Annotated in this window: 19 protein-coding genes; all 19 read left to right on the top strand. The window is 39.0% G+C overall.

The annotated features are described in order from the left end of the window. Positions 1-52: 52 nt before the first annotated feature. Positions 53-1,216, top strand: a complete 1,164-nt coding sequence (locus tag AC58U0_RS00520; RefSeq protein WP_497377066.1) for a sigma-70 family RNA polymerase sigma factor — start codon at positions 53-55, stop codon at positions 1,214-1,216. Positions 1,217-1,231: 15 nt separating this feature from the next. Then, positions 1,232-4,486 carry a DEAD/DEAH box helicase gene (locus AC58U0_RS00515; protein WP_497377065.1) on the top strand — a complete coding sequence of 1,085 codons (3,255 nt, stop codon included), beginning with the start codon at positions 1,232-1,234 and terminating at the stop codon, positions 4,484-4,486. Positions 4,487-4,644: 158 nt separating this feature from the next. Then, the gene (locus tag AC58U0_RS00510; protein WP_497377064.1) at positions 4,645-5,091 is read left to right on the top strand and encodes a hypothetical protein; all 447 of its coding nucleotides are present in this window, start codon (positions 4,645-4,647) and stop codon (positions 5,089-5,091) included. Positions 5,092-5,118: 27 nt separating this feature from the next. Then, entirely contained in the window at positions 5,119-5,988 is an 870-nt protein-coding gene (locus tag AC58U0_RS00505; RefSeq protein ID WP_497377063.1) for a hypothetical protein, read from the top strand. A 16-nt stretch (positions 5,989-6,004) separates the two neighbouring features. Beyond that, positions 6,005-7,201: a hypothetical protein gene (locus tag AC58U0_RS00500; protein WP_497377062.1), complete on the top strand. Its 1,197-nt coding sequence runs from the start codon at positions 6,005-6,007 to the stop codon at positions 7,199-7,201. Between the two features lie 196 nt (positions 7,202-7,397). Beyond that, positions 7,398-8,705, top strand: coding sequence for a coiled-coil domain-containing protein (locus tag AC58U0_RS00495; RefSeq protein WP_497377061.1), 1,308 nt, complete (start codon positions 7,398-7,400; stop codon positions 8,703-8,705). After that, positions 8,689-10,716 carry an McrB family protein gene (locus AC58U0_RS00490; RefSeq protein ID WP_497377060.1) on the top strand — a complete coding sequence of 676 codons (2,028 nt, stop codon included), beginning with the start codon at positions 8,689-8,691 and terminating at the stop codon, positions 10,714-10,716. Before AC58U0_RS00495 ends, AC58U0_RS00490 begins: the two co-directional genes overlap by 17 nt. Beyond that, positions 10,700-12,556, top strand: coding sequence for a hypothetical protein (locus tag AC58U0_RS00485; protein ID WP_497377059.1), 1,857 nt, complete (start codon positions 10,700-10,702; stop codon positions 12,554-12,556). Before AC58U0_RS00490 ends, AC58U0_RS00485 begins: the two co-directional genes overlap by 17 nt. Before the next feature lie 24 nt (positions 12,557-12,580). Then, complete coding sequence (locus AC58U0_RS00480; protein ID WP_497377058.1) at positions 12,581-13,351, top strand: hypothetical protein; 771 nt, start codon at positions 12,581-12,583, stop codon at positions 13,349-13,351. Positions 13,352-13,388: 37 nt separating this feature from the next. Further along, entirely contained in the window at positions 13,389-15,638 is a 2,250-nt protein-coding gene (locus tag AC58U0_RS00475; RefSeq protein ID WP_497377057.1) for an McrB family protein, read from the top strand. Further along, positions 15,613-17,106, top strand: a complete 1,494-nt coding sequence (locus AC58U0_RS00470; RefSeq protein WP_497377056.1) for a DUF2357 domain-containing protein — start codon at positions 15,613-15,615, stop codon at positions 17,104-17,106. Before AC58U0_RS00475 ends, AC58U0_RS00470 begins: the two co-directional genes overlap by 26 nt. Continuing rightward, entirely contained in the window at positions 17,103-17,885 is a 783-nt protein-coding gene (locus AC58U0_RS00465; RefSeq protein WP_497377055.1) for a hypothetical protein, read from the top strand. Before AC58U0_RS00470 ends, AC58U0_RS00465 begins: the two co-directional genes overlap by 4 nt. Then, positions 17,869-18,459 carry a hypothetical protein gene (locus AC58U0_RS00460; RefSeq protein WP_497377054.1) on the top strand — a complete coding sequence of 197 codons (591 nt, stop codon included), beginning with the start codon at positions 17,869-17,871 and terminating at the stop codon, positions 18,457-18,459. The genes AC58U0_RS00465 and AC58U0_RS00460 overlap by 17 nt, the downstream gene beginning before the upstream one ends. 26 nt (positions 18,460-18,485) lie before the next feature. Beyond that, complete coding sequence (locus tag AC58U0_RS00455; protein ID WP_497377053.1) at positions 18,486-18,839, top strand: hypothetical protein; 354 nt, start codon at positions 18,486-18,488, stop codon at positions 18,837-18,839. Positions 18,840-19,056: 217 nt separating this feature from the next. Beyond that, complete coding sequence (locus AC58U0_RS00450) at positions 19,057-20,049, top strand: helix-turn-helix transcriptional regulator (RefSeq protein ID WP_497377052.1); 993 nt, start codon at positions 19,057-19,059, stop codon at positions 20,047-20,049. Between the two features lie 93 nt (positions 20,050-20,142). Further along, on the top strand, positions 20,143-20,847 hold the full coding sequence (locus AC58U0_RS00445; RefSeq protein ID WP_497377051.1) for an NAD-dependent deacylase: 705 nt from the start codon (positions 20,143-20,145) through the stop codon (positions 20,845-20,847). A 44-nt stretch (positions 20,848-20,891) separates the two neighbouring features. Beyond that, on the top strand, positions 20,892-21,602 hold the full coding sequence (locus tag AC58U0_RS00440; protein WP_497377050.1) for a uracil-DNA glycosylase: 711 nt from the start codon (positions 20,892-20,894) through the stop codon (positions 21,600-21,602). Between the two features lie 21 nt (positions 21,603-21,623). Next, positions 21,624-22,388 (top strand): DUF6946 family protein, encoded by a 765-nt coding sequence (locus AC58U0_RS00435; protein ID WP_497377049.1) that lies wholly within the window; start codon positions 21,624-21,626, stop codon positions 22,386-22,388. 422 nt (positions 22,389-22,810) lie between these two features. Further along, entirely contained in the window at positions 22,811-23,107 is a 297-nt protein-coding gene (locus tag AC58U0_RS00430; protein ID WP_497377048.1) for a hypothetical protein, read from the top strand. The last annotated feature ends 296 nt before the right edge of the window (positions 23,108-23,403 follow it).

Raw genomic sequence — 23,403 nt, 5'->3', positions numbered from 1 at the left:
GTCATAGCATCATGATAGACTAAAGAAAAATAGTCCTAATGAGGTGTTAGGAATGCCGCTTTCAGTTGATGATTTAACAAACAACGTACAATGGTTTCTTATTGCATATCCACGTAAGCATCAAATTCGGTTGTCATATGCTCATAGGACTATTGAGAAAGCTCTAGGTGAGCAGATAAGTTCTGCCCTAATATATGAATTTCTAAAAAAACATCAATATAAGCATGTTCAGGTAGATATTGATATGTATTCCAAACCTAGCGAACCAGAATTGAAGAAAGCAGAACATAATAGTGTGAAAAAGGAAGAAGATGCTTGGGATGATATCGATGATTTACTAAATCGTCCCCTTGTGCCTAATGATGGTGGCATTTCCAACACAGGTGATGCTACTTATGCGGAAAATGATCGTATGATACAAGAATATCAACGCACCGGAAGCAAAATCATCCTGAACCATATTATTAATGCCAATATGAAACTAGTACACAATATCGCGGTTAAATGTAAAAGCTATATGAATCATGATTTGTCTGTTGACGATCTTATTCATGAAGGTATATTCGGATTAATAGAAGCAATTGAAAAATATGATCACACATACGGCGGACAGTTATCGACATATGCTACTCATTGGATCAAGCAGCGTATTATAAGGGCAATTGGTAACACGGGTACAACAGTAAGAGTACCAATACACATGCTAGAGCGAATTCGAGCGATTAAAAAGGTAGAAGCTAATTTTCGTCTAGATGAGAAAATGAATATTGTACCTATTAACGAGGTTTGTTCAACATTAAATATTACAATAGAGCAATACCGAGATGCCAAAGTTACAGAACACCGTTTTTTAGCATTTACATCTTTAAACCAACGTGTGGGTGAAGGTGAACAAGATTCTGAATTACTTGATTTTATCCCCAATGATCGATTAGAAGTTATTAGTACTCTTCCACAAGAATTTCAAGATCCAGCTCTTGTTGTAGAACATCGTGTAGTAAAACAAAATATTCAACATGTGTTAGATATTCTAACAGAAAGACAACGGTTGGTCATTGAATACCGTTTTGGTCTTAGAGACGGTAATTATCGTACATTAGAAGAAGTCGGAAAGATGTTTGCTCTTACACGTGAACGTATACGTCAAATTGAAGCACAAGCACTCCGACGGCTGCGTGCTATTCGAAACAAACAAAAATGGATCTGGATTTCCTGAAAGGTGGTTAGTGAATTGAACGAGCTCTTACATAAACATCTATTTGAATTTCAAGCCAAGCAGAATCAAAGGCCTATTTTAATTGTGTTTCAAGGATTTAATGAGCAGTTTTTGACTCCACTTCAAGCCAATAAACTTTTTGATTTTCCAGTAAAAGGTTCGTTAGAAAACCTTTCAACACGAAAGGCAGAGCTCATTCCCCAATTATTTCAAGCTCCATCTGGTCTGGATTGGTTTTGGTGTACACGTGAGGAAATGATCGCAGTGGGTGAGGAGTTATTACCTCTTTACTTCACAGTCTACGTCTTAAGTAATAACTTATATGATCGTACGTTCCCTTCTTTGTATTCTTTTGACACCGAGCCTCAAGTTATTGAATTAGTTGGCATAGATGAAACAGAAGTAGATGATAATGGAAACGAACAGGTTGCGATATTAAGTCGATTCTACGGAAATATTCGAATGATTGGAGGTAGGCATTATGTTACATATGCTGAAACAATCAAAGAGGCAACGCCATATTATCCTACATCAGTCTCACTAACAAGTGAGATTGTAAAGGAAACTTATAATATTCACCTTGAATTGTCTGACTCAGAAGATGACTTTCTTCTAATGCAGGATCGTGTTATAAATGGATTGTTCAATGATAAGAAAATCATGGTTGCTTTGTCCGGTGAGCTTGATCTTGCCCCTCATCATTACCACGAACGGTTATGCGCGCTACAGATCGTTCTTCAAGGACAGTACCAATTTGTAATAGCTCTAAAGGAAACCGTAAAGAAACCTACTCAAGATGAATCAGCATATCAGTTGATTTTAAAAAAATACTGGGGACATTCAGGGTTTCGTTCACTACGAATGTATCGTAACATTCATAGTCGCAGCAGGGATAAATCTACTGTTGACATTTCCCAAAGCCAGATTATTGACGATATTGTTCAAGAGTCACTTAAGGCCAAAGAAGGTAAGGATTACAAGGACTTATTCGTAACATCTCCAACAGGCGCCGGGAAATCTGTTATGTTTCAAATTCCAGCCATATATTTAGCAGAACGGCACCAACTTATGACGATTGTTATCTCCCCGCTTATTGGTCTTATGACTGATCAAGTTCAAGGCTTAGTTTCGAGAAATGTTGAGATAAGTGCAACTATTAACTCTAACATTACTCCGGTTGAAAGAATGGAAATTCGTAATCGGATACAGGAAGGTAAAGTATCTATTCTCTATATATCACCTGAAACTTTGTTAAGTAGATCGGATATCGCACAGTTGATTGGTGAAAGGAAAGTTGGGTTATTTGTTATTGATGAAGCTCATATCGTCACCACGTGGGGAAAAGCTTTTCGATCCGATTATTGGTACCTCGGTACATATTTAACCAAACTCCGTCAATCCTTGAACTTTCCAATTGCCACTTTCACAGCGACTGCTATATATGGTGGTCTTGAGGATATGTATGAAGAAACCCGGAATAGTCTAAATATGATTACACCGATTTGTTATTTTGGTTATGTGCGTCGTGATAATTTGGAAATAAGGATCAAGAAGAAGATCGATGAAGATAAGAAATTTAAAGAATATTTAACTGAAAAGAACACGATATTGATGCGTAGACTCGAAAAGTTTGTAAGTCAGCGGAAGAAGACACTAGTTTATTTTCCAACTGTAAAATCAATCTTAGACTTTAAACAGTTTGTACAACTTTATGGAAATGATGAAGTACGTGGAAATCTTGCAATATATTATGGACCGCTTGAGAAGGAACAAAAGCAGGAGAATTATCTTAGATATAAGCGAAATGACTCGATAGTCATGCTCGCTACTAAGGCGTTTGGTATGGGGATAGATATCCCTGATATAGAAAATGTTTATCATTATGCTCCAACGGGCAATGTCTGTGACTTTGTTCAGGAGATCGGTCGTGCAGCACGTGATTTACCGACTGGATACGCTTATTTCGACTTTCTTCCAAAGGATTTTGTTCATGTTCAGCGTCTTCATGGAATTTCAACGATTAGAAAAAACCAATTGATTGAAGTTATCCGAAAGATACTTGCCATTCTCGACCAACACCGAGGTTCCAATATCCGAAACTTATTAATAAGTGCAGATGAGTTTCGATATATATTCCAAGACGGAGGAAATCGGGACCAACAAGACGATATTGATAATAAAATTAAAACAGCATTGTTGATCATCGAGAAAGATTTCCTGTCGAAACTAACTTATTCTCCGATAGTGGCAAGACCTAGAAGCCTGTTTGCTAAGGAATATATGATAGTTGCTAAAGAGAATACGGGGCTTTTGTTTCCTGCTTGGAGTAAGTATTTTAAAATAGTTAGTGAGATTGGTAGCGGAACTGCAGCTCGCTTAGTTATCTCTTGTGATATGAAGGGTATTTGGCAGGATAAATATCCAAATCTTTCTTTTCCGGAATTTAAATACCACTTTTTTAGTTCGGAAGAAAAGGTCAAGTTACCGTTTAAAAGCAAGCTAACACCCGTGATGCAGATTATGGTCACGTTAAAGCAGTCCAGTGAAACTGCCTTCTTATCAGAAGCGCGTCTTTGGATTGATCGGATGGGATCTATCATGGGGCGCTATGCAAAAAGTCGTGAATATTTTAATGCTTCCGATATCGCTCTTGATTTACTTGAGACAAATGGAGTAACTTCCAAATATCAAGCGGAGATGTTAGCAGATATTATTCTGAATTCGATGTATGCATTTGACCGCTTGATGCGTAAAGCGAATAATTTCTATAATCGTTATCTGAAATTTGACGAAAGTCGAAATGCTTATCATTTTTTAAACACGGGTTATGCAGGTTTTCTTGATTGGCTTACTCATGAGACGGCGAATCTATTTAAAGAGAATCCAGGGCGTCAGTTGAGTTCAACCGAATTTGAGGTTTATGATCCAAAGGTTTTTGGCCAGAATCAGGAAAAGCGGTTTTTATACCTTGGAATGATGGAAGCAATGGGGCTGATGCTGTACCAAATCAATGGTGGTGAGTGCCCTGAGATATACATTCGTGTGAACTCACGTGCTGTACTTGTACGGACTGTCAATCAACCAGCGGCATATCGTAATACAATTTTGAGCAACGTGCAGATGAGACATGAGATGTCGGTGGAAATGCTGCGTTATTTATTTGAGAAAGAAGCGGATACTTCAATGTTTTGGGAACTGATTGAGGACTATTTCCTTGGTCAAGTTCCTGAGGAAGTTACGCAGAGATTAGTGGCGAGAAAGAAAAGCTAGCTTTAAAATGTATTTACCTCAAAAAACAGGAAAGGTGCCATTGTGCATCTTTCCTTGTGAGGTTTTATTATCATTTACACTATAATATAATGATATATTTTGAATGAAACTAGTTGATAGGAAAATATCAACCAATTAGGTTCCTAAGAGGTAACTCAATGTATAGCGAAAATGATATTTTCTCTAAAATAAGAATCCTGCCTATGTCGAAGAAGGAATTTAATTTTCAATCCTTTGAAAGTGTTCAAAATCAATTTTTTCAAGGAACATTATTAACTCGCGAATATAGATTCAAGTCCCTGGGAATGAAAGCAGATGCTGGTACTCTTGTTTTATTCCAATATGATGGGCATATCATTGCTATGGGAGTTCTTGAAGATATAATCTTATATCAATATTCATATGAAGGGATTTACACTGGGGGATACAAATTTGACCCGCGTTCTATTGTAGTATTTAATCCAATAAGTAAAGATGAAATAAAACAAATTTGGTATAGTTTTAAACAGTTTAGTCAGGCGAAGCAGTATCTTGATCCAGCATTATTTTCAGATTTCTTTAAAAAAGTGCTGAATCGGAAGAGCCTTAAATATGTTTCTGCGTGATCCTATGTAAAGGAAAGGAGTTGCTCTATGGATTTGCACCAAAAAAGAAGAATGCGCAGATTTGAGTTAGATCTACCCGCAGTTGACAAGACATTTGCTCCTCTAGATGCAGGTTTGACTATAGGAAGCCATTCAATGGCCCAGTGGATGGCCGAGGAATTCAACCATAATTTTGATGCTTATGACCAAGCGATTGATTCCGTATATAATTCCACCCATATTGGTGGGTCACAGTACCATCACTTGTTGGATGGACAACATAGTTTCTTAAGCTCTTTACACGCGGTGAAAGATGTTGGCACGGACGATTCGTTTGTTACGGAGCTTTCACAAGCAGCGGAACACCTTCTCCGTGATACCGCTTCTGTAAGTGGGATTAATCCTTTTTTCTCATTAACCCAGCATCAATTCGATCAAATAGCTGATTCTTTGCAGCAGATAGGTATCTCCAAGCCATTCCTTGCTGATGCACTGATGGTTAACGGGCCCGAACTGTTAGGAGGTTCAATCGCTTTATTGGGTGGGTTACTTCTTGGGAAAAAAGGGGATTCCAGTCGTTTATCTAGCTTGGCGGGGTCTTATCTTGTCTCATCCATCGCTTCAGCTAACCCAGTATTGCTGCCTATTGCTGCAGGTGGGCTCGTTTATTCCTTATACAAGGCAGAGGACAAGAAGAAAAGTCTTGTTCAAGCAGGGAAGGGGACGATTGTTTCCGGAAGTGCTCTAGCGGTGGGTGCTTTGATAGGCGGACCCGTATGGATTGGCTGTTTAGCAGCAATTGGCACAGCTGTAGCGGTAAAGTACACGATCGATAATCCTGACAAAGCGTTCCAACGAGTGCAGGAACTAGTCGGGCCAGCTAAACGAACACTTCGTCACATGATTTTACAACCTTAAAGTTGGAGGCTAACTAATGAGCACATACCGGGTACTAGAGCCGATTGTTGGATTGGATGCGTTTCAAGATACCTTTCGTCAATTAAAAGAAATTGATGAAAGCTTAGCGAATAATATTGAACAATCCTTAAAAGCATCTATCGATAAGTTTCACGTTGTTCTCACCGATCCGAATTCCCATACACAGCAAAAACTCGTAGTTTTGCTGCAGGAACAGATTACGATTCAGGCCAAGGCCAGCCAATATTTAAACATCTGTGAGCAGATGACTTTTTGGGAGAAACAGCTTTGGCAGTACGTTCCGGAAAGTGTTGAGTCCTTTTTCGATAACTTATATGAAAAAATGGATGTTTATTTCTTGTCTAAGGAGAAATCCATGTGCAATGAAATTGAAAAAGATGGAGAATGGTATACAGGCATACGTGATACCGCTAAAAAAGCGGGGAGTGTAGTCAATTGGGTAGTTAAGAAGGCTAATGAAGCAAGTAAAGATTTAACTGGGTCAAAATTATCACAACAGGATGTGGTCATTGATGACCGAACCGTGGTAGAACGAGTTATGGAACAACACTTAAAGCCTGATCACGTTGGCAAAGAAATTAGCGCTCTTATGTCGCAGGCGGGCGAGCAGTATCAGGAAGACTGGAAAGCCCATATCCAAAGTCAGGTGCCGGATATAGAGCGACTGTCTGCCTTTAACTTGGCTAAGCAAGCCAATGATTCCATCACAATCGATTTTAAAATGGGTGTCTCAGAGCAAGCTTTTATGGTAGGCATGGGATCGGCTGTAGTCGGAACGCTTGGGCTGGCTGCTGGTTGGCATACAATAACCTATGCCTTGATGAACGTTTTTCCGCCCATCGCTATATTTGCTGTTGCTGCCACTGTCCTACTAGGTGTATTAACGAAACAGCACGCCATTGAACAGCGGAAGAAGCAGGTCCGGGAAGCAGTCAAGCAGTACCAACGATATTTTATGATGCAGTTTAACGTGGTACCGCTGCCGAATGTAAACGGTATGACGCTTAGGAAGTATATGATACATGTGAGTGAGAAGATTGTTAAGCAAACCTTAGAGCAATGGGAAATAGGGTTGCTAGGTGACTTCAAAATGGAGCATTACCGTCTGCTAGTTTCTTCCTTTTCGAAACATTTACTGATGGTACAAGAGGCAATCGATACTTTAGATCAGGACGTATTAAACCATTCCTAGAGAATATTATGGGATGGTTTATTTTTTTAGCGGATTCACTAATAAGCAGAATAAGAGGACTAAAGACCTATTTTGTCGAAATAACAAGAAAAGGAATATTTACCATAGGAACATACATTCCATGACAAATAGATGACCCATTCCTATGATTTAATAGTAGTAATATACGGATAAATGAATCTAAAGGAGATACCATATGGCTGCAAAAGTTAAGAGCAACAAAGAGATGGAAATCGACCAAGAATCTTGGCTTGAAATGATATATCAACTGCTTAATGAAAATGAACTACGTAAGATGGCAACAATGATTCAGCCGCAAATCCAAGGTTTTACGGCGAAAAATCTGATGAAGGCTCCATTAGCTATGCTGCGCAAGAAAACGATTGAGAAACTAAGGCAAAATTTGAATGAATTTATCTGGATGAAAAAATGGTTTGAACCGACTGGATTTAAGGTGAAGGAAGCGAAAATTAATTTTGAAGAGTTTTATCATAGATCTAGGCTTGGAGATAATGTTACACCGGCTGAGGCTGTTGCATTAACCGGTATGTTATTTCCCGAGATGTTTAATGAGAACAAGGACAAAATTCAACAGAACATGGAAGGAAAGAAGCATCCTCTAGAGGATCTGGGGCCGACGAAGCTTGCCCCTAAGAGACAGCTTCAAGTAAAAGCAGCAGCATGGGATGATCCTTCGTCAAAGGAAACGTACCGTTTGCTTATTGAAGAAAGTTTGGATATGAAGCTGGAACTAGAGGGTAGTGTGAAAGATTGGATTCAAGAGAAAAGTTCAGTAGAAATCGGCGAAATTTCTTATCTTGCTTCCACGAAAATTGATGAAATCAATAAATGGCCTGAAGGGGAAAAGGCGGCTTTTTTTCAGATGGCATTTCATGATATTCAAAAGGTAGTCTGGAAGTTGATAGAGGATCTTATAAAAGAAAAAAGTAAGCTAGAAAAGGAAGACAAGGCTAAAGAGAGAAGGCTGAAAAAGCTTGAGAAGCAAAACACCGAGAGAGAAGAAGTAGAAACAGCGCTAAAGAGACAGATTACCGAAATGGAGAAAAAGTTAGCAGATGCTGAAAATGAATATGAAAAGACACGTACCAAGCTGCGAGATGAGATCGCAAGCCTTATGCAGCAACAAGCATCTATGGAGCAGGTAGCTGCTGCACAAGTAATAAATGAAGCCCTGCTAGTTACAGAGTCGGAATTTGTACTGGTTACACGTTTTATCCAGGAAGAATATGCGAGTATGCTTCCAATAGGTCAAATTATACCTATTCAAGATGTTTCTGACTTACTGGATTGCCAGCTCGAAGCAGACGTCAAATACATATTCATACATTCCGATTGTTTCACATCTAAAGAGCAATTTTACTTAGATGAGATCGTAGAACTCTTTGAACGGCCATTCAAATCGGTAAGCGGTAGTAGCGCGGCTGTAACTAGACAAATCATCTATTACCTAGAAGGAGCAATTATCAATGAAATTAACACGTGAACTTACGAGTGACATAGAAGCACGTTTAAAGAAGGCGGTTTTCGTCGGAAGACTAATGACAGAAGAAGAATTAGCCTATTCTATGCTTGAACCAGTGAAAGAAGACAGTCAGGAATTCCTTAGTTTTCAAATAAAATGTTTGTCGGATATACCAGATGAGCTTTCACAACATTTTGTATATCCAAATAAAATCTTTCGCGGCAGCACGCGAAGCCCAAATAATTTACAGAAAATAAGGTCTCTGCTTGTCCCCAATTTCGATCGTTTAAAACTAGACGACCAGAGGAAAAAGTTACAGCAAAGTTTGGAGAACAAACTTTTGCTTTTCTCGCTATATTCAAGCAGTACGAATCTTTTCCTTGATATTCTCAAGATTGAAGAGATGGGAGATCCAATCTTAGAAGATAAATATGAAATTATCTCAGGTCCTCTTTTAGGTGTGAACGAAAAAGGAGGGGACTTTGATGAGCGATTGAAACAAGGTCGGCCTTTCGTTTTGCCGCACCACCCCGATTTATTCCGAAATCCTTCCCTTATTTATCTCGATAAGGTTCTTTACAGTAAGGTTAAGCTGAAAACGTCAGGAAATCCTAGCACATACTATTTGCAAAATCCTGATGAGGTCCGCTGTTTGGAGGTCTCACATGAGTTCTTTAATAACGTACTGATCAGACAAGCGGATCAAGCTTACGTAGTTGCTTCTGGTTATTATCATAAGTTGCAAAGAGAAATAATGGATAATGGTTTTTCTTTGCATGAGGCTAAAGACAAACGGCTTGAGAGAAAGAAGAAACAGCTGTTAACTGGAAAGATGGAGGCAGAGGGTAAAGAGAATGAATCAAAAGTGATTGAACGAACCCAAGAACAAGAAAAGATCGGAACGGTAATCGCTGGTACTAGTGAATCTATCTTTTTGGGTAATTTACTGGATAATGCCATTACGAAGGGGCTATATTTTGACCAAACTGACCTCGTGAATTTACATTTGAGCTTAAAAACAAATATGCTGACCATTATAGGGGGGATGTCCGGAACAGGAAAGTCACAACTCACACTATTGTATGGAGAGACTCTCGGTCTTGAATACGGTACTCACTTGAAATTGCTCCCCATTTCACCATCTTACCACGAACCAGGAGATATATTGGGCTTCATGAACCCAACCACAGGCGTATATCAGGAGAGCGAAACAGGACTCGTTAGTCTTTTGATGGATGCTGAGTCCAATCCTGAGCAAATGTATATGTTTATTTTTGATGAGATGAACTTGGCTCAGGTGGAGCACTGGTTCAGTCCGTTTATTTCTTTACTTGAACTAGAGAAGAGTAAGCGACTGCTTCAGCTGTATCATTCACAGATCCAGTGTAAGAATGCATATCCATCTGAAGTGAAAATCGGAGATAATGTCATTTTCGTTGGAACGGTGAACTTTGATGAAACAACCAAAGCATTTTCCCATCGTCTTCTCGACCGGGCAAATGTCATTACACCACGAAAATTAAGCTTCAAAGAAGTTCGCGACATGCAGCAGCAGCAAACCCCTGGACCATATAGGATCGCTCAGATTTCTAGATCCGTTTTCCGGGAGGGGTGGATGAGCAGATTGGTTGGGGACATCTCAGATTTGACTAACGACGAGATATCATTCATGGATAAAATTCATAGCACGATGCAGCAGGCAGATAGCCAACAGGGAATCTCTTTTCGGGTGATACGTGCGATTGCACATTATATCAGTAATGTTCCTGCTTTAGCTGACGGTTCAATGGCAATAAGCCGCGGAACGGCTTTAGACATACAATTTAAGCAGCGAGTTTTATCCAAGCTATCCGGGATGGAAGCAACCATCGGGAGGCTTGTAGGATTATTTCATGGAGAGGATTATCAGGAAGGCGATCTCACCCGTATTCTTCAATCTGCATCTAGTCAGAAGATTTCTACTTTTGAGCAATCGATTCAATTGCTACAGAAAAAGGCGAAAGAGCTGACGGTACATGGTTATGCCAACTGATTTGCCTTTTCTCTTAACCTTATGGGAAGGGGAAGGCTCGTCGATTAGACGAATTCCTCTAGATAACCTTGCTTTGCAACCGACATTTGTTAGTCCTGTTCAAATCACAGAAAATCTGCCACTAAGTGTGGAGCTTACAGTTTGCGAGGAAGAGGCTGAGGTTATTTTCCTTTGGGATCATTTAATTGATCGGAACGAAACAGCGACAGAACAACCCATCCTACTTTCTTCGGAAAATAAAAAGCATATGTTGACTCGTGGCTTTGAAGAATATCCTTGGCGCTGCGGTTTGTATCAGTATCGAGTTATTTATCAAGGTATTACTTATTATGGAACGTTCGAGATTTTACCTAGAAATGTTACTGAAGAACAGATGGAGTCGATTCATTTAACGTTGAATCAGACTTTAGAAGGCTTGGTTCAGGATTATTTAAAGATGAAACGAGCTGTTGCAGACCCAGGTGAACTTGAGCAATATGCATCATGGAGGTATTTCACTTGGTATAAAGGAGTAGAAAAGCAGCTTCTTCGTGCTATGAAGGCAATTGAGTTGAATTACGAAGTAGAACTAAAGCAGAATTTTGTGATTGAGTCAAAAGAACGCAGACAAACATTAAAAAGCATTCGGTGGAGTGCATTAGGAAACGGAGCAAAATATGATGGAATTAAGACCTTAAACCGTCGTATGGAGCTGCATGCAGATTCAGAGGCGAATCGCCTGATTAAGCATTGGGTGCGCTCAATACTGGATACAATGGGAAAAGTAATCGCTTCTCTCCAAACAGATTACGATATTCTTTCCTTACAACACGATCTAATGGAAAGCACAATTGAACTAGAAGAAATGAATTTTCGAGAGTCGAAAAAGCATAAAGTTGTTTCAGAGGATCACTTAGATCAAACATCTAAAACGATTTATGGGTATAAACAGAATCTAATCAAAATAGCTAAGCAGCTTAGTGAACTTCAAAAATTTGAGCAGCAGTGCCAAAATGATCAAAGTACGATAAGGAAAATGATACATGCTATATTTTGGAGAGATGTACAGGACCAGGCGCCTCGCCGATTGTTGTTGGGTCAGCATCAGGCTTATGGTGTTATTTATGAGATTTGGAAGGGTTCAGCTTCGTGGAATAAGGTAGACCGTTCCCAGTCCAATCATTTGCTGATACCAGTTGCTAAACCTACCTCTCTTTTGTACGAATACTATGTTCTCTTTAAGACCATAGAAAGCTTTCGTTGTCTTGGGTATGAACCACATCAGGATACGATTACTGAGCAGTTACAGAAAAGTTTTTACCTTGGAGGCTTACAAGAAGGAACTATAGTGAGACTAAAAAAGGACTCGAGTATCATTGTAATTACGTATGACCAGCAAGTAGAAAATGTTGAACAAATTGCGCTAGAGAAACAAACTCACTTCTTTAGTCCGGAAGCGAATCGAAGACCAGATATTCGCATTGACTTATATACCGAACATTCAGAATCTAGTGTGCCACGATTTGTTTCTTCTTTAATACTGGAAGTTAAGTATCGTCCTATTTGGAATATTTATTCGGATATAGGTTACACCGAAGTGATGCTGCAAATGTCAAAATACTTCATGTTTCGGTATGTAAGGTTGGAGAAGGGGAGTAAAAAATACGAACGGACACCGGTTCATAATGTAATATGTATCTATCCCGGAGATGCACATAAGGAACCGCTATTAGAAACAGGATGTGGGTCATTTCTTCAGTTATATCCGGGCGAACAGGGTGACACCGTTGGATTGGATTTGTTAGTTTACAATTTTCAAAATTGGCTAGATTTGAAAGCTTCTTTAACGACACATCATTAAACTTTGTGATCTGGGGTGCCTGCGATGACAGATAGTCTACTGAAAATCCGAATTCATAACGGACTTCTCCACACGCAATATAAAATAGAGAATGTTCCACTCGATGCTGCGCTTCATATTGGATGGTTTACCGATGAAAGATTGGCTAAGGACAGTGAGTATCGTCTGAAATATACATTTAGTAAAAAAATGCGTCAAGCTATAAAGCAGGCTATTGATGGAAAGAAGTTCAGGTTTATTCTTGAGAATGGGCCAACGACTATTGCAGTAAATACTAATGTTATTACCTTGGTTTATAAAGGGGAAATCAAGCTAACTAAGGTTCAAAAAGCAAATGGTTTCTATGAAATTAGAGTAACCAATGTGCCCCAGTTCGACTTTTATATGAAGTTTTCAGAAGCCTTTTACCAGAAAGAGTTATCGCAAACTAGTAAAACAAATAAGCCATCGTCAATATCAAATGAAAAGGCCGTATCATCGAATAAGTCTTCAACTAAAAATCAAATGAAAAACGAGAAGAAACCAAAATGGAAGAACAGTAAAAAAGCATCTCCAGTTTCGATTTGGGCACCGGATGGCTCATTGTTAAAAAAAGATAGTTCACCATCGCTAGCTGCACCCAAGCCTCCACCTGTGTATCACTCGAATGGCCAATCGCGTAAATGTGATAAATGTCAAAACCTTAATAACGGAAATTATTGCACAGTCCAGAAGAAGAGAGTGCATGATGATGATGTTTGTTCGCGATTTTATCGCATTTCCATTGTATTGGGTGGAGCGATTAATCCAAGGTAATTTTAAATAAATTAAACAAAGGGGTGCTAGGAAATAAATGATCAACTTATCTCACTACCAGAATATCTTTGATATAGATAACACCGCTGAAAGATGTAAAAAGGTTAACGATACGATGGAACAGTTCTGGAAATCGGAACTGGAACAGTTAGCCGAAGAATTATTGGGTGAGGATTATAGAATTGCTAGCTACGGTCAGACACTAATGACCACTTATCACGATTCATTAAATCCGAAATATGCAGAGCAGAAGAAAGACACGAGCACTGGTAAAAGGTATTTTGCACAAATTGTTCGTAAAATAGGGGATAAGGAAGTCGGTCTGCTGACACTTGAGTTTAACGGTGTTGAGCAACGATTGTATGTTTATACAGAACTAAGTTTTTATCAGGTCTATGAACTGATAAAGACGGGCCGTCTGAATGCAATGTTGAGTGAGCTGGATTCCGACATCAAGACGTTCACCAGAACCGATTCTTTTACGAAAAATGAGATTGAACGTACTACTTTTGAACAATCATTAACCACGATGATTAAACCAAGAATCAGACCATGGATATATTTTGGACTGTCTCTACCTTTGGAAGGGCAGTTTGATGCTGTTGCAATTATTGATCTATTGAGACAAACCTGGGAGAAGACGACCGCATTTAGGATTTACAGTTTGGAGTACAGAGAGCAACGTGCAAGAACAGCACATATAATGAATCTGCTTGGTTCCGTTGAAACGCCTTATTCAGCATTGCTGTTTGGAGATTTATATCAAATTCAATACGGGTCTATGGGGAAAGAGAAGTCTGGCGAAAGAGAACAGGAATTTTCGTTAAAGAGAGATGGACAAACGATCGTGCAAGGCTGTTTCTTATACAGAGAGTACGAGGTAAGAAGTGGTTCATCCAGGCCGATGCTAGCTGTTGATGTAGAAGGTCATAATCACATATATACAAATGTTGAGGTTTTACTCGGAGATAATCGCAAAGAATGGTGGTTAACGAAAGCTTTCCGAACCACAAACCAGAACAATGAAGAATTGAAGCAAGAAGCCATAGAATTACTGAATCAGCATGGTATTCTTGTACGTAATAACGAGTACCGGATGGGTACATACAACAATGGAGAACAGCGATTTGAAGAGGATCCTGCAGAAATCAAAGGGAGATTAGTTTGTGCTGCTCTATTATTTGCTCATGTAGGCGGCCGGGGGAAATTTAAATTTCTTGAAGCTGAAGCACCTATCGATTATAAGGCAGATAATAGATCAACTGTTGATGATAATTCCATGGAAATCATTGAATACAATAGCAATTTTAATTTTACAGTTATTTATGAGGCCATTCAGAACTGTTCTCTGACCTTTGATAAAGATTTGATTCGAGATCTTCATCTGAATTTAACGGCTTTAGACGATAAGCATTTTGTTATCCTAAGCGGCATTTCGGGAACTGGTAAAACACAGCTGGCCAAACTCTATGCGAATGCGGTTTATGGGTTGTCATATGAGGCTGAAAATCCTTATCTATCCATTATTCCTGTCCGGCCTGATTGGGCAGATGCAACTGCTTTGTTTGGGTATTACAGCTCCTTTGAAAATCGGTACATTATGACGGAGTTCCTGAAAGTACTTCTACATGCACATGAGGAGCGGGAGAAGCCGCATTTTATTGTACTGGATGAAATGAATCTTGCAAGGGTTGAGTATTATTTAAGTGATTACCTAAGCGGGGTAGAATCACATAAGGAAATACCTTTACATAACCGGAATGATCTTGATGAAATTCCTTCTAGGATCAGCATACCGCCTAACGTATACCTCATTGGTACGATTAATGTTGATGAAACGACGCACAGTATCTCGGACAAGGTACTCGATCGTGCATTCGTTATGACATTAAGCGATGTAGATTTGGAAACATTTTGGAGCCGGGTGGATGATAGTGTTCGAGTTGGGCTGCAGAACGAATTTACTTTTTTGATGCGATTGCATGGTTTATTAGCTCCTTATCACCTACATTTCGGATATAGGACGATGAGTGAGATGATTCAGAAAATGAGCCGGCATCTTACATTAGACGTTGAGCATCAGGCTTCAAGAAAGGTTATGCTGGATCGTGTAATCTCGGAAAAAGTGCTTCCCAAGCTCAAAGGCGATGATCGGATAATAGAGTTGCTAGGGCAATTGAAAGAAGCTTTCGCTGGACATATGGGTGAAGAATCGACTAGCCATCGTCATATTATTCGTATGGAGAAGGAGCTTGTGCGATATGGAGCAACACAGTTCTGGGGGTAATTTCTTGCTCCGGGTTATTGGTGAAGCGTGGGTTAACTTGGAAGAGGCTTATCTGACCGAAGCAACTACTTACGAGTGGAAGTATCTATTACATGGTTTGGAGCAGGTGCCTTCAATCTTTTTTTGCGGCTTAGCGCATTTTCCGCACCGATTGGGAGAAGGTGAGGCTTACGGTCAATTTGTAACACCATTTAATAGTGGACAGGTTACTTTTGAAATTAATGGGGCGAAAATTGATTCCTATATATATCCGGATGCTCGGAAAATGACACAGGAGCAATATAGCCTCATGCTATGCGATATTTTGCAAGAAGCCTCTCTGTGCTTCGAACATTCGCATATTGAGACTGGTATTGAAGCAGATCAGCATTCGCGTGAGCTTTCTTTGGCCCAATGGAGCTATATTGAAGCATCCTTCTCTTCGTTTGCAAGCATGATCAGGCAAGTAATTGAGAATCCGACCCGTGTACTTCAAGTCCGTGAGCAGCAAATGAGGCGAGATCGCGTCAAGATTGTAGATGCTCAAACACTGTCATGGCTGGAACGAAATAGGGGGCGTAGCAAAGTTGGAACCGTCCCTGAAACAGTGAAATCTTCTATCCGAGAGGATAGTTACAACACGTATGAGAATAGGCTCATTAAGCGACGGTTGGTGGAGCTAAGGCATCTTTTGAAGCTGTATGCGAAAGCAAGTCAAGGTGAGCTGGTTAAAAGGGCAGAAGCCTATGCGGACAAAATCGGATATTGGCTAAGAGATCCATTTTTTAAGCAAGTTATGCCCTATCACGGAGTAATACGAATATCTCAGGTATTCCGAAAACATCCCGTATATCGACAGTGCTATCAATGGTTAGATCGCTTGTATAAGCATGGAAATGAACGAATTGGCATGATGTATAATTATCCACTTCGAGAAACATTCGCACTATATGAAATATGGTGCTATATGCAGCTCATTAAGGCTTTCCGGGAAATAGGCATGCTAAAAGATAGCAAAGGGTTATATCAAACCACAAGGGATGGACTATTCCTTCATTTTGCCGAGCATAAAGAAAGTATAGTACAGCTAAATAATGGAATGCGACTATCCTATCAGCGGGTGTTCCAAAATAATTCACCGCACTTTTACACCTTTACTCAGAGGATGGTACCCGATATTGTCATTGAAGCAGGAGACCGCTTATACATATTGGATCCCAAATACCGGATTGCGAGCAATTTGGGTACAGCACTTGGTGAGATGCATAAATACAAGGATGGTATTTTGAAGTGCCGAAATGATGAACGCGCTGTTCAAAGCGTATTTATCCTGACCCCTGTCCAAAGCGATGAATTACGCTATTTTACAGCAGATTTCCATGAGAGGTATAGGATGGGGGCTATTGCTCTAACGCCGGGAGGCGACGTGAGCTTACTAAGTGATTGGATAGAAAAATTGGTGACGCATGAAGAGGGAGGAATAAATTGATTGCTGAAATTCACAACAAAATCTCAAGATCAGGGAGTAATTTATCTGATCGGCTCGAGGACCAACTAACTGGTGATTTTTTTGGAGCTATTCGTTATTTACCATTTCGCTTGGGTCTGAGGGAAGTATTGAAAGCGGTTCGTTTACAAGATGATGCACACGATTCGGACTGGGAGCAGTTTCTTGATTCTATTAGAGAGTGCGATTATCAATTGAAATTTTGGGTTCGTCATACGGAGGGAGAAATTGATCTGATACTAGATCATCCTGATGTTGTAATTGGCATAGAAGTGAAGTATTTAAGCGGTCTTTCATCGGATGATGAAGACTCAGAAGAAATTATAACTCCTGAAGAAAGCTGTCACCAGTTAGTTCGGTACTCCAGATTGCTTCAGGATATTTGCAATGGACGGCCCGCTTATCTCCTATTCTTGGCACCTTTTCAAATTTTGTTACCTGTCGAAATGGATATGAAAGAACGCTCTATTATATCACCAGACATTACATTAGGGTTTTTAGCTTGGCAAAATGTGTTGGAACAACTGCAAACTATCGAAATAACGGCCCTAGATTGTGGGCAACGGTTTATTATACAAGATTTGATAGATTTGCTGATTAAAAAAGGTTTTGAACGGTTCAGGGGATGTCTTCCGGGTATTAAAAATAGTTCAATTAACGAAAAGGTATATACGTTCAAAGGAAAATCACATTCGCAACTAAAAGTAAATTGGCCAATAAATATGGCGATTCAGGAGGGAAAATATGTCTTTATCAAGTGATCTAGGTGGAAATATCAGTCTTTCGATAAATGTGCTTCGAGAAACCTACAAAAATTTGAATTTGCTCTTCAATGAGATGGACATAATCGGTAAAGAGATGGGGTTCATCCCATTAACCTCCAAATTTCTAAGATGGAAGTCCGATAGCTATGAGGAAGGGTGGTTACTAAGTAATTTCATTAAAATTTACCAATTGGAAGGTGCTTCAGCTGGAAATGATCAGGTTCCAGACTTGAAAGATGGAGCTGTGTTTGTAGTTGAGATTGATTTGGAAGGTCAGGACGAGTACCCAGAGATTACTTTGTCACGATTTCAATTTGATTTATCAAAGTGGGAACGAATGCCCGCCATCTCTGATCATTGGTTATTTCATAACCCCTACCGTTTAGAAAACTACTTCACAATTGAAGAAACTGGTGATGTTTGGAAGAGTAGGACGAAAGAGAAGTCATCCCAAAAGTATTGGGGACTTCAACAGGCAATAGGGAAAAGTATTCCCCTAATTACTGTGTGTGACACAACCTCTATTAAAGATCAAATATTTAAATTATTGTTAGAATTACCAGAGTATTAGAAAAAAATATTAAAAGGGAGCATTGAATGAGAGATTCTTTAAAGATGTGGAATAGGATTATTCAGATGGCATCAGAGTTGGAATTTGAAATCCAGACGGTTCCTAAAACACAAAGAGTCGCAAAATGGTTTCTTGTCGGTGCAGATCGTACAACTTTAGTTATTAAGCCCTCAAAAGATCATCAACCGAGTGTTGAATTAACCAACAACAGGAGAATCGCATATAAAGATTTTGATGTTGTATTTCAGTATTACGAACGATGGAAGAATAATGTAACTGGAATAAGACGTGAGGTTGCCAATTTATCGAGGAATACTGCGTATATTTTTGCATTGATTGAAATGATGGATAAAAGTTTTGAACCAAAGCATCTAATCTAAATCAAATGAAACTTGCCGCTCACTTTCCTTGTTGGAAAGGAAGCGGTGATTTCTATATTTGGGAAATGAAAGATTAAAAGAGTTATTTAAATAACATAATTCACCATATGGTAAAATAGTATTATGACATAAGGACAACATTAGTGTACGGATCGGAGAAATTCAACCTCTTAAACTAAGTGTCATGTAATCATTACTTTTATGGTGAGGGTAAATAATGAGCGACATAAGTAATATCGTACGGGCGCTTAAAATTAGAGACATTTTATTGCGATACACGGATGAAAATAATGAGCTCAGTATCAGCCAAATTATTGAGAAATTAACATGTGAATTTGGTGCGGATTTTAGAATATCTCGAAATACAGTTAGACACGTTATCGAGGACCTTAGAACAAGTAAATTTGATATCGTGGTGTCTCAGAAAGAAGGAGTAACCTTGTACAGTCATCCATACAAGAGTTTTGAACTTCACGAGTTGAGGGTGCTAATAGATGCTGTATCATCGGCTAAATTTATCACAGAAGAAGAGACACAGCATTTAATAAAAAAGATTAAATCGATAACAAGTGAATCAATAGCCAAATCACTGCAAAATCAAATTTCAGTAACAAGCAGCATCAAAGCAGAAAACAAGCTGGTTAGATACAATATTGATAAAATTCATAATGCGATTGCCGGCAGATTTAAATTGGCCTTCCAATATGGTAGTTACAATATAAATAAAGAATTTGTTCTTCGTTATTCAGGGAAGATTTATACTGTTATTCCAGTGGGTTTGGTTTGGAACAGCGATTATTACTATTTAATAGCGAAGCAGGAAGATGAAGATAAAGTTAAACATTATCGTGTCGACCGGATGGTCAAAGTAGAAGTCACAAGTGAACCATTTATTTTTTCGCGATTTAATTTGTCAGAGCACCTTGAAACAACCTTTAATATGTATCCAGGCGAAGTTGAGTATATTGAAGTACATTTTAAGAATGAACTAATCAACGCAGTATTTGATTTTTTGGGTAGGAAAGTGCATATCAGGATTATTGATGATCGAATGTTCGCAATAAAAATAAAAGCTGCTATTAACGAAGGACTAATACGATGGATATTGACCTGGGGGAGTCATGCAAAAGTAATTTATCCTGATAGTTTGGTTGATACAGTTAAGGAAGAAGCCATTAAAATGTTGAAAGTCTATTCGGAGGGTATCTAAATGATACCTTTTTTTGCATACATCAGTGAGCTGTCAAATATTTGATGGGACTATATGATCTAATAAGATTATCAAGTGAAAACGGGGTGGAAAATGGAAAAATGGTTAAAAGCATCGAAGTATGCCGTCATATTTACAGGTGCAGGGATGAGTACCGAAAACGGTCTTGCCGATTTCCGTTCCCAAATTGGGTTATGGAACGGTAAAGATCCGCAAAAGATGGCAAGCCTTAGTGCAATGAAAAATAATCAGCAAGAATTCATCGAATTTTATCGTATGAGAATTGAGAAATTACAAGGCATTCAACCACATAAAGGCTATGGCATTCTCAAAAAATGGGGGGAGGCTGGTCTAACAAAATCAATTATTACACAAAACACAGATGGACTGCACGAGATGGCAGGTAATCTGAATGTTATCCCATTACATGGGACTATTCGTAAACTACATTGCCAAAACTGCGGTTCTTCTTATTCATCTGATCGCTATCTCAAAAATGATAACGAGTATTACTGCACATGCGGTGGTTTTCTTCGGCCCTCCGTTGTACTTTTCGGAGAATCTCTAGATTCAATTGCATTGAAAAAAGCTGAGGAGGAAGCACAAAGATCAGACTTGTTTATTGTGCTTGGATCATCTCTTGTCGTTAATCCAGCTAATACATTGCCTTTAATTGCAAAGCAGTGTGGAGCTAAGTTAGTCATTGTTAACATGGAAGCTACACCGTTAAATAAATTCGCAGACATGGTGATACAAGGACGTAAAATCAGTAATGTGCTTGAGGAGATTAATATATAAATAGTATTGAAAAAGTGATATCTCAAAGTGGGGTAGGAATATAAATGAATGGTAATATTGAATCTTTTATCAACGCTTTAGTTGAATTCGAAGCATCATCATCGACATTTAATCCATGGAAGCAGTATGATCCCTATTACGATATTGGTAAGGATGCACCAATTATTAGGAGGAGTAATTTAGCACAGTATTTAAATCAGCGGGTACCGAAAGCAGAATATTTACTAATTGCTGAAGCTCTGGGGTATCAAGGAGGTAGATTTTCAGGTATAGCTATGACATCGGAACGGATAATGATTGGGAAATATAAGCAGATATCTCCAAATGTCATCTATAAATCTGAAGGAAAAAAGGTGCGAACGAGTAATCCAAATAGTGATTTAAAGAAGGCTTCAAGAAAAATTCATGGCTTTGCAGAACCGACGACAACCATTGTTTGGGATTTTATAATTAAAAACAACTTAGATCCCAATAAGGTAATTCTTTGGAACATATTTCCCTTCCATCCGTTTAATCCGAATGAAGGTTCATTGAGTAACCGTACACCTACGGGAAAGGAACTTCAAGATGGACTTGAGTTTGTTAAGATGCTCATAACACTTAATCCAACTGCCAAAGTAATTACTATTGGTGAACATTCACATAACATCCTTAGCCAAAATGCCATTAGTAATTATCAAGTAGCCCATCCAGCAAACGGTGGAGCCGGAGATTTTAGAACTCAATTTAAAAACTTTCTCAAGCAGAAAAGCTAGACATGAAGGAGGACGAATGCTGTGATAAAGAGTAGAACAGGTCGAGAGATTCTAAGTGTTGATGACTGGTATAAATATGCTCCGCCCGCAAGAGGAATAGCTCAATGGGGGGATTGCCACAGTGCCAAGGAATTAGCGAAGGTATGGTTCAAATCCGGGCAAGATGAGGTACCTAAGGAGTTGCTGAGTCTTTTGGACTCAAATGACTGTACTTCTGGATTTAGAATGGCGTATAGCATTCCAGAGTTTGAAACGAAATTGGATAGTTATGGTAAGGGTAGAAACCATGATCTTTTGCTAATAGGTGAATCTAGATGTGGAAGAACAGTCATCTCTGTTGAAGCAAAGGCAGATGAATCGTATGGAGAAATCATCTCTAAATATATGGTTAAGTCTATGGTCGGAAACCCTAGAAGCAAAATCCCCGACCGAATAAAGTATTTGTTGGAAGGTATTTTCGGATACAAGGAAACTTTACATCTTCGATACCAATTGTTACATGCAGTTGCGGGTACTTTGATTGAGGCAAAAAAAGAAAAAGCTTCACAATGCATATTTGTAGTGCATCAATTTGTACCCAAAAGCGGAAAGTCATCAAAAGTATTATCTAATGATGAGGATCTAAATAAATTTGTTAAGTTGCTTTCAGGATCAAACTTAGTAACAGGCCAGTTAATCGGACCAATTTCGGTTCCAGGAAATGAAAAAGATAACCATGAAAAGATACCTAATGACATACCTTTATACATTGGGAAAATAGAAACTATTATGGAGGGATGTAAGTAATTTTTTATGTTGGCGAATAGACGCTATCACCAATTTTTTGAGAACTAAAATGTCAGCAGGACCGCTGTACTTAGACTTTTCAAGTCACTAATAGCTGTAAGTAGTGTGGATTGGGTGTATCCATCTGCTAAACCTTCATCTAGCCAAAAAATGATTGACACGAACGGGCAAACAACCCGTGTTGATGTGCTAGCTTAAGGGCTATTGAAGGTCAAACCTTCTTATTAGGGACATAACGAGATCAGAGCAAGACGTAAGAGCCATACCCTGATCGCGGAATGGGATTGCTCATCCTGCAGGCGAGCATGCTCTCAGTTATTATTTACCGGTTATTTTTTTGAAGTTAACACGTTGTGCAAAAGTGTTCATGAAATTTTAGCATTGTGGAAGCAAAGTAATTGTCTAAGAAGGGGGATTAAGATTTGGAGTATGCCTATAAGGTTAAACTATTTTTGGAGAACGGGTTTAGATATAAATGCGATGGTTTATGGGAAAAAAACGGCAATACAATTGAGGAAGCTAAATATACCGCGGCACAATTAAGTGACCTAATTGCACATAAGAGAAATGATGATAGGTATGCTCTAAATACTCGAGTTGATGATAAAGGTAAACCATATATTCCGAGAGTCTTTAAAGGAGACGCCGGAGGGCCTAAACACACCGATGCTATGTCCTATCGTTTTCCGGGTTCATATGGAACTGGGAAAAGAAGATAAGGCAAAGTGGTGGTAGGCAACATCCGTTTTGAACCCAATAAACGAATCACTCGAGAAGAAATAAGCATGAAGAGCAGTTCACAAGTAAATGGATCTATAAATTCACGGACAATACGAGAAGTGTGATCGAAAAGCCCGTTAAGACGTTCAAATATTCTGGTCGATGTGTGGCGCTACTTGACAAGCACACTCTTATTTTCATTAAGGATTTGCTTGACGAATAGCTGAAACGGATCCATTACCTGAGATGACTGAACCGGGATATCAGAACGATACATCAATTATCATGGGAACGT

This window comes from Paenibacillus sp. J31P190 (assembly GCF_059692075.1).
This window is presented reverse-complemented; position numbering and strand designations above follow the sequence as displayed.